This is a genomic window from Bradyrhizobium sp. B025, assembly GCF_042257955.1.
In the GTDB taxonomy this organism is placed as follows: Bacteria; Pseudomonadota; Alphaproteobacteria; order Rhizobiales; family Xanthobacteraceae; genus Bradyrhizobium; species Bradyrhizobium diazoefficiens.
The window spans coordinates 769,003-785,406 of sequence record NZ_CP170150.1; the positions used below are offsets into that span (position 1 = coordinate 769,003).

The following is a 16,404-nucleotide window of genomic DNA, read 5'->3' on the forward strand; positions in this document are numbered from 1 at the left end:
TCGAGCCCGGAATCCATTTCGCCGCGCGTGACGCAGCTTGATGGATTCCGGGCTCGCGCCACCGGGCCGCGTTGCGGACCCGTTGGCGCGCCCCGGAATGACGGGTGGGGGGAGATAGCGGACCGGCGCGCACGGTGTTATCTACCCCCGATGGCATTTATCCTGAGTACTTTCATCCTGCCGGCGGCAGCCGGTGCCGTGGCGTTGGTGCTGCTGCTCGGTCTCGTCAACATGATGCGCGGCGGCTCGCCCAACACCTCGCAGAAGCTGATGCGCTGGCGCGTGCTGCTGCAGTTCGTGGCGATTGTCATTGCCATGATCGCGGTCTGGGCGATGGGGCGTTGAACATGGTTGTGCTGAATCGCATCTATACGAAGACTGGTGACGACGGCACGACAGCGCTCGGCTCGGGCGAACGCCGTCCGAAGTATGATTTGCGCATCGAGGCCTATGGCACGGTGGACGAGACCAATGCCGCGATCGGCGTCGTGCGTCTCCATACCCATGATGCGCCCGAGTTCGATGCGATGCTCGGCCGCATCCAGAACGACCTGTTCGATCTCGGTGCCGACCTCGCCGTGCCCGAGCGTGAGGGCAAGGTGGAACGGCTGCGGGTGGTGGCAAGCCAGGTCGAGCGGCTCGAGCACGACATCGACGCGCTCAACGACAAGCTCGCGCCGCTCACTTCCTTCGTGCTGCCGGGGGGAACGCCCGCTGCCGCCTACCTCCATGTCGCACGCACGATATGCCGCAGGGCGGAACGCGTGATGGTGGAACTGGCTGCCCAGCCGGGCGAGCCGGTCGGCGCTGCTGGTATCCAGTATATGAATCGCCTGTCGGACTTCCTGTTCGTGGCCAGCCGCGCCGCCAACCATAACGGCGCCGGCGACGTGCTCTGGGTTCCAGGCCAGAACCGCTGACCCATTGGAGCGGCGCATTTCTAAGGTCTAAAATTTGGCCCCTTCGCGCGTTGACCGGGCCGGGTCAGGCCTTTAGGTTCCGCGCCAGTTGATAACCCCCCTCCCAAATTGAGTGAAAGAGGATCGATGAAGGTCTTAGTGCCGGTAAAGCGGGTGGTCGATTACAACGTCAAGGTCCGCGTCAAGGGCGATGGATCGGGCGTTGAACTCGCCAACGTCAAGATGTCGATGAACCCGTTCGACGAAATCGCGGTCGAGGAAGCGCTGCGCCTGAAGGAAGGTGGCAAGGCCACCGAGGTCGTGGTGGTTTCCATTGGACCGGCGCAGGCGTCGGAGACGATCCGCACCGGTCTTGCCATGGGCGCCGATCGCGGCATCCTGGTGAAGGCCGAGGGCACCGTCGAGCCGCTCGCCGTCGCCAAGATCCTGAAGAAGGTCGCTGAGGAAGAGCAGCCGGGCCTGATCATCCTCGGCAAGCAGGCGATCGACGACGACAGCAACCAGACCGGCCAGATGCTGGCCGCGCTGCTCGGCTGGTCGCAGGCGACGTTCGCCTCGAAGCTCGAGGTCGAAGGAAGCGACTTCAAGGTCACCCGTGAAGTCGACGGCGGTCTGCAAACCGTGAAGCTGAAGGGACCGGCGATCGTCACCACCGACCTGCGTCTCAACGAGCCGCGCTACGCCTCGCTGCCCAACATCATGAAGGCGAAGAAGAAGCCGATCGCGGAGAAGACCGTCGCCGATTACGGCGTCGACGTCACCGCGCGCCTCGAGGTTCTCAAGACGACCGAGCCGGCGGGCCGCAAGGCCGGCGTCAAGGTCAAGGACGTCGCCGAGCTGGTGTCGAAACTCAAGAACGAAGCCGGGGTGCTCTGATGACGACGCTTCTGATTGCCGAACACGACAACGCGTCGTTGAAGGATGCGACCAACAAGGCCCTGACCGCGGCCGCCGCGCTCGGCGCGGACGTCGAGGTGCTGGTGGCCGGCGAGGGTGCCAAGGCCGCGGCGGATGCCGCCGCCAAGCTCGCGGGCGTGAAGAAGGTGCTGCTCGCCGATGGCGCGCTTTACGCGCACGATCTTGCCGAGCCGCTGGCCGCGCTGATCGTCTCGCTGGCCCCGTCCTATGACGCGATCGTCGCGCCCGCGACCTCGCGCTTCAAGAACGTGATGCCGCGCGTCGCAGCCCTGCTCGACGTCATGCAGGTCTCGGAGATCATCAAGGTGGTCGCCCCCGATACCTACGAGCGTCCGATCTATGCCGGCAACGCCATCCAGACGGTGAAGTCGAAGGACGCCAAGAAGGTCATCACGGTGCGGACCTCCACCTTCGCCGCAGCGGGCGAGGGCGGCAGCGCGCCGGTCGAGAGCGTTCAGGCTGCGGCCGATCCGGGCCTGTCGTCGTTCGTTGGCGAGGAGGTCGCCAAGAGCGACCGTCCCGAGCTGACCTCGGCGAAGATCATCGTCTCCGGCGGCCGTGCCATGCAGAGCCGCGAGAATTTCGCCAAATACATCGAGCCCCTCGCCGACAAGCTCGGCGCCGGTGTCGGTGCCTCGCGCGCGGCGGTGGACGCCGGCTATGCGCCGAACGACTGGCAGGTTGGCCAGACCGGCAAGGTCGTGGCCCCCGAGCTCTATGTCGCGGTGGGCATTTCCGGGGCGATCCAGCATCTGGCCGGCATGAAGGACTCCAAGGTGATCGTGGCGATCAACAAGGACGAGGACGCGCCGATCTTCCAGGTCGCCGATTACGGCCTGGTCGCCGACCTCTACCAGGCGGTTCCGGAGCTGACGGCCGAACTCGGCAAGCTCGGCAAGTAAAAGCCGTTCAAAACACCGGCCGGAGGTATACACTCCGGCCGGTGTTTCATTTTTGAGGCGTTTTCTTTGGCGTGGGGCACGCCGGGGGAGCGATCCAATCTAGGTTTCGAGCCAAGGTTCTGATTAAATCAAGGCTCTGATCAATCAGACCTCCCGGCTTGGGGGATAGGCAGGCGCGATATGCGCGCCGTTCCGGTGGATGACATTATGGCGGCAGTGATCAAGAAGGTCGGCGTGATCGGCGCGGGGCAGATGGGCAATGGCATCGCGCATGTTGCGGCGCTGGCTGGCTTCGACGTGGTGCTCAACGACGTTTCGGCCGATCGCCTCAAGTCGGGCATGGCCACCATCAACGGCAATCTGGCCCGCCAGGTCTCCAAGAAGGTCGTCACCGAGGAGGCCAAGACCAAGGCGCTGTCGCGCATCGTGGCCGCCGAGAAGCTCGACGATCTCGCCGACTGCGATCTCGTGATCGAGACCGCGGTCGAGAAGGAAGAGGTCAAGCGCAAGATCTTCCACGAGCTCTGCGCCGTGTTGAAGCCCGAGGCGATCGTCGCCTCGGATACGTCCTCGATCTCGATCACGCGCCTTGCCGCCGCCACCGACCGGCCCGAGCGCTTCATCGGCATCCACTTCATGAATCCGGTGCCGCTGATGGAGCTGGTGGAGCTGATCCGCGGCATCGCCACCGACGATGCGACCTTCGAGGCGTCCAAGGAATTCGTCGCCAAGCTCGGCAAGCAGGTCGCGGTCTCCGAGGATTTCCCGGCCTTCATCGTCAACCGCATCCTGCTGCCGATGATCAACGAGGCGATCTACACGCTGTACGAAGGTGTCGGCAACGTCGAGGCGATCGACGCGGCGATGAAGCTCGGGGCGCACCATCCGATGGGTCCGCTCGAGCTTGCCGATTTCATCGGCCTCGATACCTGCCTGTCGATCATGCAGGTGCTGCACGAGGGCCTCGCCGACTCCAAGTACCGTCCGTGCCCGCTATTGGTGAAATACGTCGAGGCCGGCTGGCTCGGCCGCAAGACCCAGCGCGGCTTCTACGATTATCGCGGCGCCAAGCCGGTTCCGACGCGCTGACGTCGTAGGGTGGGAAAAGGCGCAAAGCGCCGTGCCCACCGTGTCTCCGCAACTAGGATGCTAATTGGTGGGCACGCTTTGCTTTGCCCACCCTACGGCTCCGTGACAATTCATGTCGCGTTAACCCCTCGCGCCTAGGTTACGGCCGGTACGAGGGTTCGCGTAATGGACATGATGGCAATGGTCAGCACCATGCTGGCCGCTCAGCAAGGCGCGTTGCAGTCGAATATCGCGGCGACGCTGACCAAGCAGAACATGGATATGGAGAAATCCACCATCCTGACGCTGATGGGTGCCGGTCAGCCCTCGCTCGCCAATGTCGGCCCCGGCGTCGGCGGCAATCTCAACGTTACGGCCTGAAACCCTTAAAGCGCCGCAGCGGCCTTGCCCGTCGCAGCCCGGATCAGCTTGAGCGCGTCCTCGCTCGCCCATTCCGCCGGTCCCGAGATCGTCGCGATCTCGCAGCCCTGCGGGTCGACCAGCACCGAGGTCGGCATGCCGAGCGCCCGGCCTATGGCCTTAAGATCCTGGAAAACCTTGGCTTTCTGATCGTTGAAATAGCCGAGCCGGGTCAAATTGGCCTCTTTCAGGAAGGTCTTGGGCTTCTCGGGGTCGCGGGTGTCGATATTGATCGCGACCACCTCGAAATTCGGGCCCGAAAGCTTGCCCTGGAGCTCGTCCAGCGCCGGCATTTCCTTCCGACAGGGCACGCACCAGGTGGCCCAGAGGTTCACCAGCAGCGTCTTGCCGCGGAAATCGGACAGCTTTTTCGGCTTGCCGTCGGCGTCCTCGAAAGCGAGGTCGGGCAGCTTCAGGGGCGCGCTCGCCATGGTCAGCGCCGCCACCTCGCCATGGGCGAGCGGGGCGATCTTTTGCGCCGTAGCCACTGCCGCCCGGCAGGCCGGATCGCCGGTAGGCGCCCGGCTCAGGCCCAGCCCGTACAACGCAGCGAAGCCGGCCAGCCCGCCGACCGCCACGGTGGCGATGACGAGAGGGATCCGGCGCGTGGCGGAGGGCTTCGTGTCGAGCATATCGTTTGTCATCCGGTCGCAGATATGGCTATCAGGGGCCTCTTAATACGGCTGGCGGCGGCCAGCAAACGTGACCAGCGACAAGCAAGGCGTGAGCAGGGGATCATGAGCAACAAGATGTGGGGCGGCCGGTTCTCGGAACGTCCCGATGAGATCATGGAAGAGATCAACGTCTCCATCGACGTCGATCGCCACCTCTATGCCCAGGACATTGCCGCGTCCAAGGCCCACGCCGCGATGCTTGCCACGCAGGGCATCATCACGGCCTCTGATGCGAAAAATATCGGCAAGGGTCTAGACACGATTTTGTCAGAGATCGGCAAGGGCGGCTTCACGTTCAAGCGCGCGCTCGAGGACATTCACATGAATGTCGAGAGCCGCCTGTCCGAGCTGATCGGCCCCGCCGCCGGCCGGCTGCACACCGCGCGCTCGCGCAACGACCAGGTCGCCACCGACTTCCGTCTCTATGTCCGCGACGTTCTCGACGAGACCGATACCGCGCTCGCCGCGTTCCAGCAGGCTCTGGTGGAACGCGCGCTGGAGCATGCCGGCACCGTGATGCCCGGCTTCACGCATCTGCAGACCGCGCAGCCTGTGACCTTCGGCCATCATTTGCTCGCCTATGTCGAGATGGCCGCGCGCGACCGCGGCCGTTTCCAGGACGCCCGCAAGCGGCTCAACGAATCGCCGCTCGGCGCCGCCGCGCTTGCCGGCACCTCGTTCCCGATCGACCGCCACGCGACCGCAAAGGCGCTTCTGTTCGACCGGCCGATGGCGAACTCGCTCGACGCGGTCTCCGACCGCGACTTCGTGCTGGAGACGCTGTCGGCGGCTTCCATCTGCGCCGTGCACATGTCGCGCTTTGCCGAGGAGATTGTGATCTGGACCTCGCCGCTGGTCGGCCTCATCCGCCTCAGCGACAAGTTCACCACCGGCTCCTCGATCATGCCGCAGAAGCGCAACCCGGATGCCGCCGAGCTCGTACGCGCCAAGACCGGCCGCGTCATCGGTGCGCTCAACGGTCTCCTGATCGTGATGAAGGGCCTGCCGCTCGCCTACCAAAAGGACATGCAGGAGGACAAGCAGGGTGCGATGGAGGGCTTTGCCGCGCTGTCGCTCGCCATCCGCGCCATGACCGGCATGGTCCGCGACCTCGCGCCCGATGAGGCCAAGATGAAGGCCGCCGCCGGCGAGGGCTATGCCACCGCGACGGATCTGGCCGACTGGCTGGTGCGGACGCTGAAGATGCCGTTCCGCGAGGCCCACCACGTCACCGGCCGCATCGTGGCCAAGGCCGCCGAGGGCGGCGTGGCGCTGCATGAGCTGCCGCTGAAGGAGATGCAGGCGATCGAGCCCAGGATCACCAAGGAGGTGCTCGGCGTGCTCTCGGTCGAATCGTCGGTGAAGAGCCGGACCAGCTTCGGCGGTACCGCGCCGAAGAACGTGGCGTCGCAGGCAAAGAGCTGGGCGAAGCGGCTGGAAAAAGAGCGAAAATTGGGCTGAGGGGCAAAATTTCGCTTATGTTTCATGGTCATCCGGCTCTCGCCAGAGCGCGCCAATCTCTGTATGGTGCGCCCCGCGTAGTGGGGAATTCGTCGTGACGTCAAAGTTTCGCCCGGCCGGCTCGGGGTGGGCCATCATTGTCTTGAGCCTGACGGCGCTCGCGCTTGCCGGCTGCGGCCGCAAGGGTCCCCTCGACCTGCCGCCGACCGCCTCCGGCGCGTCCACGGCCAACGTCGCAGCTCCAACCGACACCGAGACCGCAGCCCAAAAGACGCCGAGCCTGTTCAACCCCAGCTCCGCCTCCGACGCCGCCCCCGCGGCGTCCAAGGGCAAGAAGAAACCGTTTATTCTCGACCCGCTCCTGGACGACCAACCCAGCAAATAGGCTGGGGCAACTGAGCCAACGCCATGAACCATTTCGACTACCGCAACGGCGTGCTGCACGCCGAGGCGGTGAACCTGTCCGAGCTGGCCGCAACCGTCGGCACGCCGTTCTATTGCTATTCGACCGCGACGCTGGAGCGGCATTACCGCGTCTTCGCCGATGCTTTCGCCGGCGAGAAGGTGCTGGTCTGCTACGCCATGAAGGCGAACTCCAACCAGTCGGTGCTGCGCACGCTCGCCAGGCTTGGCGCCGGCGCCGACGTGGTCTCCGGCGGTGAATTGAAGCGTGCTCTGGCCGCGGGTATCCCCGCACGCAAGATCCTGTTCTCCGGCGTCGGCAAGACGGAAGACGAGCTGCGCGCTGCGCTCGCCGCCGACATCCTCTGCCTCAACGTCGAATCCGAGCCTGAGCTCGAGCTGTTGTCGCGCCTTGCGACCGAGATGGGCAAGACCGCGCGGATTTCCGTGCGCGTCAATCCCGATGTCGACGCCGGCACGCATGCCAAGATCTCCACCGGCAAGTCCGAGAACAAGTTCGGCATCCCGATCGCGCATGCCCGCGAGGTCTATGCGCGCGCGGCGAAGCTGCCCGGGATCCAGGTGACCGGCACCGACGTGCATATCGGCAGCCAGATCACCGATCTGTCGAAGATGGAGACGGCGTTTCGCATCCTCTCCGAATTCGTGCAGACGCTGCGTGCCGACGGCCACGACATCTCGCATGTCGATTTCGGCGGCGGCCTCGGCATTCCCTATTACATGGACCGCGAGGCGCCGCCGGCGCCCGATGCCTATGCCGCCATGGTCAAGCGCGTCAGCCATAATCTCGGCTGCACGCTGATGTTCGAGCCGGGCCGCATGATCGTCGGCAATGCCGGCATCCTGGTTGCCAAGGTGATCTATGTGAAGCACGGCGACGGCAAGAATTTCGTCATCATCGACGCTGCGATGAACGATCTGATCCGCCCGACGCTGTATGAAGCCCATCACGATATCCTGCCGGTAACGCAGCCGGCCCGGGACGCGGCCACGATGGTGGCCGATGTCGTCGGGCCGGTCTGCGAGACCGGCGACTATCTCGCGCTCGACCGCACGCTGCCGACGCCGAAGGCGGGCGATCTCCTCGCCATCATGACCGCCGGCGCCTATGGCGCGGTGCAGGCCGGCACCTACAACACGCGGCCGCTGGTGCCCGAGGTGCTGGTGAAGGACGACCAATACGCCGTGGTTCGCCCGCGCATCGATGTCGAGCAACTGATCGCGATGGACACGCCGGCGCCGTGGCTGTGAGGCGTGTCGTGATCTCATCGTGAGACGCGACGTAACCTCGACAATTTCGGTGTCGTCCTGGCGAAAGCCAGGACCCATTACCCCAGGGAGTACTTTGGCGGGAGGCTGGTAACCACGAGTCTTCGCCAAACCTCGCCCTGTGGTAATGGGTCCTGGATCAGCGCTTGCTACGCTCGCTTGTCCAGGACTACCTGGAAAGGGGATGCGCGAGAAAACTACTTCCCCGCCAAACCGCCCGTCTTTCCCCCAACCACAACCCCCGCCTTCTTCTCGATCGGCTTGATCGCCGCGGTGAAATCGGAATCGGCGCCTTCCGCGCTGATCACGGTCTCCCACAGGCGCCCCACGGCGTCCGCGACCTCCATCGACAGGCCGAGCTGCTTCATTTCCTCCAGCGCGAGGCGCACGTCCTTCACCATCAGCCCCGTGGCGAAGCCGAAATCGAACGTGCGCGGCAGCACCGAGCGCGGAAACTTGTCGCGGCTCGCAGTATTCATGCCCGAGCCGGCATTGATGACGTCGATCATCACGGCGGGATCGAGCCCGGCCTTCACACCCATGACGACCGCCTCCGACGTCGCCACGATCGCGGTGGCCGAGAGGAAATTGTTGGCGAGCTTCATGGTCTGCGCGGCACCCGGCTTCTCGCCGATGAAGAACACTTTTCCGATCACATCGAGCGCCGGCTTGAGCAGCTCGAACTCCGCCTTCGGCCCCGACACCATTACCGCCAGCGTGCCCTTCTCGGCGCCGCCGACGCCGCCGGAGACGGGGCAGTCGATCTGTACGATGTCGCGCTTGGCGAGCAGGCCGTGAATCTTCGAAGCCATCGTCGAGCCGACGGTGGACAGATCGATGAAGCGCTTGACGCGGCTCCCCTCGATCACGCCGTTCGTCCCCGTTGCAACTTCGAGCGAAGCCTGCAGCGAGGGCAGGCTCGCCATCACGGTCTCGACCTGATCGGCAACGTCCTTTGGCGACGTCGCCGGCGTCGCACCGCGCGCCACGAGCTTGTCCACGACCTCCTTGCGCGTGTCGAACACGACGAGCCGGTTGCCAGCCTCGATCAGGCGCCGCGCCATCGGAAAACCCATGTTTCCGAGGCCGATGAATCCGATGTCCATGGTGTTTCCTTGTGTTGATTATTCGTTGTTGTCGTGAAAATCCGCGCTCTATCCCCGGTGTCGTCCCGGACAAGCGCGCCTCAAGCGCGCGCAGATCCGGGACCCATAGCCCCAGGGAGGAGTCGCAGCGCGAAAGCGGTCACTCCGAGTCCCGCTAACCACATCCGCCTGCGGTGATGGGTCCCGGATCGGCGCTACGCTCCGCTTCGGCTGTCCGGGACGACAGTGGCGAGAGCTTGCCCCCTCACACCTTCCCATCAATCTCAGCGAACACCTCGCGCGCGATGCGAAAGCTGTCGACTGCGGCCGGCATGCCGCCGTAGATCGCGACCTGCATCAGGATCTCGCGGATCTCGTCGCGGGTGACGCCGTTGGTGAGCGCGCCCTTTAGATGCGCACGGAATTCGTGCTGGCGGTTGAGGATCGCGATCATCGCGATGTTGAGCATGCTGCGGGTCTTGCGCGGCAGCTCCTCGCGGCCCCACACCGTGCCCCAGCAATATTCGTTGAGCATCTCCTGGAACGGACGGTTGAAGTCGTCGACGTTCTTCAGGGCGTTGTTGACATAGGCTTCCCCCAGCACCGCTTTGCGGACTTCCAGGCCCTTGTCGTGCATCTTCTTGTCCATGGCGTTTCCTTCGTTTCCCTTTGCATGTCCCTTGGATGGCGGCGCGGAAATTACGGGGTTGCGGCGGGCCAGTCACGTCCTCGTGTTATGCGGGAAAAGGGGTGTCTCCCGTACAGGAACGGATGCCTCAGTGCTGCCGTTGTGATACGCTCTTCTCCACCGGGCAACCTGGAGAGCTTATTGAACGGCGTCACCCCTGACCCGTCAGACCCGATCCGCGATGGCGACGCTCTGTCGCGGTTGAAGCTGGCGCAGGCCCTCGATCGGGCGAGATATGCCATCGCGTGGGAGCGTGCCTGGCCGAATCTGGCGCGGCTTCTGACCGTCGTCGGCCTGTTCCTGGCGCTGTCCTGGGCCGGTCTCTGGCTGGCGCTGCCGTTCCTTGCCCGCGCCATCGGTCTCGTCGTTTTCGCCGGCATCGCGATTGCCGCCCTGTTCCCGCTGGTTCGCTTCCGCTGGCCGAGCCGCGAGGAGGCTTTGGGCCGGCTCGATCGCGGCTCCGGCATCCGTCACCGCCCGGCCACCACGCTCACGGACACGCTGACCTCGCAGGACCCGGTTGCGAAGGCGCTGTGGCAGGCGCAGCGTGAGCGCACGCTGGCCTCGCTCAAGCGCATCCGCGCCGGTCTGCCGCACCCGCGGCTCGCTCTGCACGATCCCTGGGCGCTGCGTGCGCTGGTCATGGTGATGCTGGTTGCGACCTTCTTCGCCGCCGGCGACGAGCGTGCGATGCGGCTCGGGGCGGCCTTCGACTGGAACGGCGTGCTGGCGCCGACCAATGTTCGCGTCGATGCCTGGGTCACGCCGCCGCTCTACACCGGCAAGCCGCCTGTGATCCTGTCGGCCGCCAACAGGGAGGCCGCGGCGCTGCCCGCCAGCGGTCCGCTCGCCGTTCCCGCCGGCTCGACCCTGATCGTGCGTTCCTCCGGCGGCAGCCTGGATGTCGCCGTCTCCGGCGGCCTCAAGGAGGTAGCCCCCACTGAAGCCACGCCCAAGGGCACCAACGAGAAGCATTTCGCCATCACCGGCGACGGCACCGCGCATGTCCGTGCGCCCTCCGGCCAGCCGCAGTGGGCGTTTGCGGCAACGCCGGACCGCGCGCCGACGATTGCGCTGGCCAAGGATCCGGAGCGCCAGGCGCGCGGCGCGCTTCAGCTCTCCTACAAGATCGAGGACGATTACGGCGTCACCGGCGCCGAGGCGCACATTGGCCTGCGCGCCGCCGATGCCAGGGACGGTGCGAAGGACGGCGCGAAGGAAGCCACCAAGGAAGCCGATACCAAGGCGGCCGCACGGCCGCTGTTCCAGCCGCCGCAATTCCCGCTGGTGCTGCCGAATGCGCGCACCCGCAACGGCGTCGGCCAGACGGTGAAGGACCTCAGCGAGGACCCCTATGCCGGCGCCGACGTCACGCTGACCCTCACCGCCAAGGACGAGGCCGGCAACGAGGCTAGAAGCGAACCCTTCAACATGCGCCTGCCCGAGCGGCTGTTCACGAACTCGCTCGCGCGCGCGCTGATCGAGCAGCGCCGCATCCTCGCGCTCGACGCCAACAAGAATTCCGACGTCTATGCCGCGCTCGACGCGCTGATGATCGCGCCCGAATTGTTCACCCCGGATGCCGGCTGCTATCTCGGTCTCCGCAGCCTCGCGCTCCAGCTCGAGGCGGCCCGCACCGACGACGCGATGCGCGACGTCGTGGCGAGCATGTGGGCGTTCGCAGTCACCATCGAGGACGACGGTGTCGCCGGCAGCGTCAACGCCGCGCTGCGCTCGGCGCAGGACGCGCTCAAGCGGGCGCTGGAGCGCGGTGCCGGCGAGGACGAGATCAGGGTGCTGACGCAAAAGCTCCGCGAGGCCATGGCCGGCAAGGTGCGCGACCTCGCCCGGCGCGCGGAGCAAAATCCGCTGGGACCCCGGCAGCCGTTCCCCGCGGAAGTCCAGCTCATCCTCGACAAGGCCGTCGAGCTGCGACAGAAGACCCAGCACGCGACGCCCGAGCAGCTCGAGGAGCTGGCGCAGCAGCAGGACGCATTGCGTCAGCAACTTCAGGCCTATCGGAAGTCGGCGAGCAACCGGGCCAAGGCGGGGGACGACGGGGCCAATCAGTTTACGCGGGACCGGAAATGCGGAAGCTAGCGCGCGTGCCAGTCTTGAAGGCGATCTCGATCGCCTGCCTCGCCTTCCTGTTGGGAGGCCTTCCGTCCGTCGCTGCCCAGCAGGATCAGGATCCCGATGCGCTGCTCGATGGCGCGGAAAAGGCGATGCAGGATGCCGGCGATAACCTCCGGCAGAAGGAATCCGGGCGCAGCCTGAACAATCAATCCGATGCCATTCAGAAGCTCGAGGAGTACAAGCGCGCGACGGAAAGGAACCAATCCTCCAATCGCGATCGCTCCGTTATCACGCAGCGGGATCTGGAAGATCTTCTGAAGCAGATCGAGAAGGCGGCGCGCGAAGGCAATCGCGAGGCGGCGCAGCGCATGCTCGAGCAGCTGGCGCAGATCATGGAAAATCTCCAGATGGCGCAGCCCGGGCAATCCGGCGACAGCGACATGGAGCAGGCGCTCAACGAGCTCAGCGACATGATCCGCAAGCAGCAGCAATTGCGCGACAAGACCTACAAGCAGGGCCAGGACTCCCGGCGTGACCGCTCGCGCGGCAAGCAGCAGGGCGATCAGTCGATGTCGGACCTCCAGCAGGACCAGCAGGCGCTGCGCGACCGGCTGAAGAAGCTGCAGGACGAGCTCGCCAAGCGCGGCCTCACGCAGAAGGGACAAAAGGGCCAGAAAGGGCAGCAGGGGCAGAAGGGCCAGCAGGGCGACCAGGGACAGCCCGGTCAGGATGGCGATCAGGACGGTGACGATGACGACGGCAGCCTGGACACCGCCGACGGTGCCATGGGCGATGCCGGCTCAAAGCTCGGCGAGGGCAATGCAGACGGCGCCGTGGACTCGCAGGGCAAGGCTCTCGACGCCTTGCGAAAGGGTGCGCAGAAGATGGCCGAGGCGATGCAGCAGGGGGATGGCGAGGGGCAGGGCGATGGTCCCGGCAACCGGGCCGGCCGCCAGCAGAGCGGCGGCAATCAGACCGATCCGCTCGGTCGCCCGCTTCACGGCCGTGAGTTCGGCGACGACTATACGGTCAAGATCCCCGGCGAGATCGACGCCCAGCGCGTCCGCCGCATCCTCGAAGAACTCCGCCGCCGCTTAGGGGATACCTCGCGTCCGCAGATCGAGCTCGATTATATCGAGCGGCTGCTGAAGGATTTTTGAGGCGAGAACCCGGTTATCTCCCCAATGTCGTCCTGGCGAAAGCCAGAACCCATTACCCCAGGGAGTGGTTTGGCGAAGACTCGTCGTCCGGTACGGCTATCGATTCCTAAAAGATAGACCTCGCGGTATGGGTCCTGGCCTTCGCCAGGACGACACCGTGTATGAGGGACGAGGATCGCGTAACAGCAGTGCTACAAGTGCGGCGCGCGCTACCTCTTCTTCGCCGCCAGCGCGTCCGCCACCGCGGTGCGGATGTCGGCGACCGAGAACGGTTTTGTCACGACGTCATGCACCAGCGCGTTGAGGTTCGAGGCGCGCTCGCGCTGGTCGGCAAATCCGGTCATCAGCAAAATCGTCAGGTCGGGGAAATCGCGCGCGGCGGAGAGCGCCAGCGCGATGCCGTCCATGACCGGCATCTGGATGTCGGTGAGCAGCAAATCGAATGCGCCGTCCTCGCGGGTCAGGATCTCCAGCGCCTCGGCGCCGTCCTGCGCGGTCACGGTCTCGTGCCCGTCCATGGCGATGGCGCGCGCCACCAGTTGGCGCATCGAATCCTCGTCGTCGGCGATCAAGATTCTTGGCATGGGACCAACCTTGGGACCAACCTCCCGTGCGGACCTTGCGAGCCTGATTACACGCTGCCGCCGGCAATGTCGCGCCGGTTGAAGAAGCGAACGTCGATATTGCGGCCCTCCGGCGGCGGGGAGGCCAGGCGCGAGCGGAAGAAGGCGCGCTCGCCGGGCCGCAGCACGGTCTGCTCCAGCACCGTATTCCAGGCATAGATCTCCGCGCCCTGCGCGTCGCGCACCGCGAAGCGCAGCCGCGGGATATCGAGCGGCTTCTTGCCCTCGCCGACGATGACGCCCTCGATCACCAGCACCTGCTTACCGTCAACGGTCTCGCTGGAGAGCTTCACGTCCTTGAAGGCCAGCCCGCGCAGGTTAACGTCGAGGCCGACCATCTTGTAGAAGGCCGCGGTCTGCGGCAGCAGCCGAACCATATCGCCGCGCCAGACGATCAGGGCCAGCACCAGCGCGCCCATGGCGGCGCAGGCGGTCGGCAGGCCGAAATGGGACTTTCGCGGCGCCGCCGTGGGGGCCTGACGCCTCACCCGTGCCCCGCGCCGGCTGAACAGGCCGCGGAACCAGGACTGGTGCTGCGCGCCGTCGACCTCGTCCTCGGCGTCCCGGGCCGCCGCCGACCACTCGTCCTCGGTCTCCTTGGCGTCCTCCTCCGGCCAGTCGCTGGCGATGGAGGGGCTGTCGACCACAGGCGTGTCAGTGGCGCCGTCGTCCTTGGCGTAGGAGTTCCACTGCTCGGCGAGGTCGGACTGGTCGTCGGCCTGGCTGGCGGCGGCCATGGCCGGGACGGACGCCTCCTCGATGGCATCCTCGGCATAGGCGACCCAGGTCTGCTTGCACCGGGAGCAGCGGACTGTCCGCCCGTTCGCCCCCAGGCTTGCAAGCTTGATGGCGTAGGATGTCGTACAATGGGGGCAGACGATATGCATGGACGAGCCTTGATGCATGAACGAGTCTTGACGATGCCAAGGTCGCGGAGACCCGGGCGTACTGGATGCTACAGGGCGACCGTTAACGAACCGGAAACCATAACGGTCGCAAAAACCGTTGATCGCGTGTGGCGGAGCGTCGCGTCGCGGCCATCGCCCCCTCTCGAACGGAGCTGAGCTTGGTTCGGTTCGAAAATGTCGGATTGCGTTACGGCCTGGGGCCGGAGATCCTGCGCGACCTCAATTTCCAGATCCCGGCGCACTCCTTCCAGTTCCTCACCGGCCCGTCCGGCGCCGGCAAGACCTCGCTCTTGCGCCTGCTGTTCCTGTCGCACCGGCCGACGCGCGGCCTCGTCAACCTGTTCGGCCACGACATCTCGCAGCTCGGCAAGGACGAGATCGCCGACTTGCGCAAGCGCATCGGCATCGTGCTCCAGGATTTCCGCCTGCTCGACCACATGACGACCTACGAGAACGTCGCGTTGCCGTTTCGCGTCATGGGCCGCAGCGAGTCGAGCTATCGCAAGGAGGTCATCGACCTCTTGCGCTGGGTCGGACTCGGCGAACGCATGGACGCGCTGCCGCCGATCCTGTCCGGCGGCGAGAAGCAGCGTGCGGCGATCGCGCGCGCCGTGATCTCGCGGCCGCAGCTTCTGCTCGCGGACGAGCCGACCGGCAGCGTCGATCCGACGCTCGGCCGCCGCCTGCTGCGCCTTTTCATCGAGCTCAACAAATCGGGCACCGCCGTCATCATTGCGACCCACGACATCGGCCTGATGGATCAGTACGAGGCGCGGCGGCTGGTGCTGCATCAGGGACGGCTGCACGTCTATGAGTAAGCCCGACGAGCGCGGCGTGCTGGTCGACCTCGGACAGGAGCGTCCGCAGCTTCCGGCCAAGGCGCGCAACATGTCGCCGATCGTGCCGCGCGCCTCGATCCACGGCCGTGCGCTGGTTGCCGTCGTCGCCATCATGACCTTCCTCGCTTCGATGACCACGGGCACGGTGCTGCTGGTCAGCGCCTCCGCCGCCGAATGGCAGTCGGACGTCGCGAGCGAAATCACCATCCAGGTTCGTCCGCAGTCCGGGCGTGACCTCGAGCGCGACACCGCCGCGGTGACCGAGGCGATGCGCGCGCAAGCCGGTATCGTCGAGGTCAAGCCGTTCACCAAGGACGAGAGCGGCAAGCTGCTCGAGCCCTGGCTCGGCACCGGACTGTCGATGGACGATCTGCCGGTGCCGCGCATGATCATCGCGCGCGTGCAGCCCGGCACGGCGCTCGATCTTGCCGCCTTGCGCGCCCGCGTGACGCAAGTGGCGCCAAGCGCCAGCGTCGACGATCACCGCGCCTGGATCGAGCGCATGCGCTCGATGACCAACGCAACCGTGCTCGCCGGTCTCGGCATCCTCGCGCTCGTCATCATCGCGACAATCATCTCGGTCTCGTTCGCGACCCGCGGCGCCATGGCGGCGAACCGTCCGATCGTCGAGGTCCTGCATTTCGTCGGCGCCGGCGACCGCTACATCGCCAACCGCTTCCTGCGCCATTTCCTCAGGCTGGGCCTGGAGGGCGGCGTGATCGGCGGCGGCGCCGCCATGCTGGTGTTCGGCTTCTCCGAGTCGATCGCCGGCTGGTTTTCGGGGACGCCCGTCGGCGACCAGTTCGCCGCCCTGCTCGGCACCTTCTCGCTGCGGCCCTCCGGCTATGTCGTGCTCGCGGTGCAGGCGGTGCTGATCGGCGCCATCACCGCCGTCGCCTCGCGCCAGACGCTGTTCGCGACACTGAATGATGTGGATTGAGGTTGTGCTTCTTCCTTCCCCCGTGTGGAG

The 16,404-nt window shown here is 65.8% G+C and carries 18 protein-coding genes; 13 read left to right on the top strand and 5 right to left on the bottom strand.

What is annotated here, in order from left to right; translation table 11 throughout:
• Window positions 1-150: 150 nt before the first annotated feature.
• From ACE10W_RS03665 to ACE10W_RS03690, 6 genes are all read left to right on the top strand, one after another.
• Complete coding sequence (locus ACE10W_RS03665; RefSeq protein WP_028173548.1) at window positions 151-345, top strand: twin transmembrane helix small protein; 195 nt, start codon at window positions 151-153, stop codon at window positions 343-345.
• Window positions 346-347: 2 nt separating this feature from the next.
• Window positions 348-920 (top strand): cob(I)yrinic acid a,c-diamide adenosyltransferase, encoded by a 573-nt coding sequence (locus ACE10W_RS03670; RefSeq protein ID WP_011084194.1) that lies wholly within the window; start codon window positions 348-350, stop codon window positions 918-920.
• A 126-nt stretch (window positions 921-1,046) separates the two neighbouring features.
• The gene (locus tag ACE10W_RS03675; protein ID WP_011084195.1) at window positions 1,047-1,796 is read left to right on the top strand and encodes an electron transfer flavoprotein subunit beta/FixA family protein; all 750 of its coding nucleotides are present in this window, start codon (window positions 1,047-1,049) and stop codon (window positions 1,794-1,796) included.
• Complete coding sequence (locus ACE10W_RS03680) at window positions 1,796-2,740, top strand: electron transfer flavoprotein subunit alpha/FixB family protein (protein WP_011084196.1); 945 nt, start codon at window positions 1,796-1,798, stop codon at window positions 2,738-2,740. Before ACE10W_RS03675 ends, ACE10W_RS03680 begins: the two co-directional genes overlap by 1 nt.
• Window positions 2,741-2,947: 207 nt before the next feature.
• The gene (locus tag ACE10W_RS03685) at window positions 2,948-3,829 is read left to right on the top strand and encodes a 3-hydroxybutyryl-CoA dehydrogenase (protein WP_011084197.1); all 882 of its coding nucleotides are present in this window, start codon (window positions 2,948-2,950) and stop codon (window positions 3,827-3,829) included.
• A gap of 165 nt (window positions 3,830-3,994) precedes the next feature.
• Window positions 3,995-4,189 (top strand): hypothetical protein, encoded by a 195-nt coding sequence (locus ACE10W_RS03690; RefSeq protein ID WP_038965352.1) that lies wholly within the window; start codon window positions 3,995-3,997, stop codon window positions 4,187-4,189.
• 5 nt (window positions 4,190-4,194) lie between these two features.
• Here the strand turns inward: ACE10W_RS03690 and ACE10W_RS03695 are convergent, their stop codons facing one another.
• Window positions 4,195-4,860 (bottom strand): TlpA disulfide reductase family protein, encoded by a 666-nt coding sequence (locus ACE10W_RS03695; protein WP_060912866.1) that lies wholly within the window; start codon window positions 4,858-4,860, stop codon window positions 4,195-4,197.
• A gap of 105 nt (window positions 4,861-4,965) precedes the next feature.
• Here ACE10W_RS03695 and argH point away from each other — a divergent pair, with 105 nt between their 5' ends.
• The 3 genes from argH to lysA all read left to right on the top strand — a co-directional run bounded on the left by argH (window position 4,966) and on the right by lysA (window position 8,037).
• Entirely contained in the window at window positions 4,966-6,363 is a 1,398-nt protein-coding gene (gene argH, locus ACE10W_RS03700; RefSeq protein ID WP_304550814.1) for an argininosuccinate lyase, read from the top strand.
• A gap of 94 nt (window positions 6,364-6,457) precedes the next feature.
• On the top strand, window positions 6,458-6,748 hold the full coding sequence (locus tag ACE10W_RS03705; RefSeq protein ID WP_304550815.1) for a lipoprotein: 291 nt from the start codon (window positions 6,458-6,460) through the stop codon (window positions 6,746-6,748).
• Between the two features lie 23 nt (window positions 6,749-6,771).
• Window positions 6,772-8,037 (top strand): diaminopimelate decarboxylase, encoded by a 1,266-nt coding sequence (gene lysA, locus ACE10W_RS03710; RefSeq protein ID WP_011084201.1) that lies wholly within the window; start codon window positions 6,772-6,774, stop codon window positions 8,035-8,037.
• A gap of 215 nt (window positions 8,038-8,252) precedes the next feature.
• On the opposite strand, the gene ACE10W_RS03715 is transcribed toward lysA, so the two are convergent.
• Both ACE10W_RS03715 and ACE10W_RS03720 read right to left on the bottom strand, forming a co-directional pair.
• Window positions 8,253-9,161, bottom strand: coding sequence for an NAD(P)-dependent oxidoreductase (locus ACE10W_RS03715; RefSeq protein ID WP_028173543.1), 909 nt, complete (start codon window positions 9,159-9,161; stop codon window positions 8,253-8,255).
• A gap of 244 nt (window positions 9,162-9,405) precedes the next feature.
• The gene (locus ACE10W_RS03720) at window positions 9,406-9,789 is read right to left on the bottom strand and encodes a carboxymuconolactone decarboxylase family protein (protein ID WP_271599015.1); all 384 of its coding nucleotides are present in this window, start codon (window positions 9,787-9,789) and stop codon (window positions 9,406-9,408) included.
• 180 nt (window positions 9,790-9,969) lie between these two features.
• Between ACE10W_RS03720 and ACE10W_RS03725 the strand changes: the two genes are divergently transcribed.
• Window positions 9,970-11,928, top strand: coding sequence for a TIGR02302 family protein (locus ACE10W_RS03725; protein ID WP_304550816.1), 1,959 nt, complete (start codon window positions 9,970-9,972; stop codon window positions 11,926-11,928).
• Window positions 11,916-13,064: a DUF4175 family protein gene (locus tag ACE10W_RS03730; protein WP_161536646.1), complete on the top strand. Its 1,149-nt coding sequence runs from the start codon at window positions 11,916-11,918 to the stop codon at window positions 13,062-13,064. Before ACE10W_RS03725 ends, ACE10W_RS03730 begins: the two co-directional genes overlap by 13 nt.
• Window positions 13,065-13,273: 209 nt before the next feature.
• Here ACE10W_RS03730 and ACE10W_RS03735 read toward each other — a convergent pair whose 3' ends face one another.
• Both ACE10W_RS03735 and ACE10W_RS03740 read right to left on the bottom strand, forming a co-directional pair.
• Window positions 13,274-13,648 carry a response regulator gene (locus tag ACE10W_RS03735; protein ID WP_028173540.1) on the bottom strand — a complete coding sequence of 125 codons (375 nt, stop codon included), beginning with the start codon at window positions 13,646-13,648 and terminating at the stop codon, window positions 13,274-13,276.
• A gap of 47 nt (window positions 13,649-13,695) precedes the next feature.
• Window positions 13,696-14,574 carry an MJ0042-type zinc finger domain-containing protein gene (locus ACE10W_RS03740; RefSeq protein WP_038965355.1) on the bottom strand — a complete coding sequence of 293 codons (879 nt, stop codon included), beginning with the start codon at window positions 14,572-14,574 and terminating at the stop codon, window positions 13,696-13,698.
• Between the two features lie 179 nt (window positions 14,575-14,753).
• Here ACE10W_RS03740 and ftsE point away from each other — a divergent pair, with 179 nt between their 5' ends.
• Together ftsE and ACE10W_RS03750 are read left to right on the top strand one after the other, a co-directional pair.
• Window positions 14,754-15,413, top strand: a complete 660-nt coding sequence (gene ftsE / locus ACE10W_RS03745; RefSeq protein ID WP_027544305.1) for a cell division ATP-binding protein FtsE — start codon at window positions 14,754-14,756, stop codon at window positions 15,411-15,413.
• Window positions 15,406-16,374 (top strand): ABC transporter permease, encoded by a 969-nt coding sequence (locus tag ACE10W_RS03750; protein WP_011084208.1) that lies wholly within the window; start codon window positions 15,406-15,408, stop codon window positions 16,372-16,374. Before ftsE ends, ACE10W_RS03750 begins: the two co-directional genes overlap by 8 nt.
• Window positions 16,375-16,404: the final 30 nt, after the last annotated feature.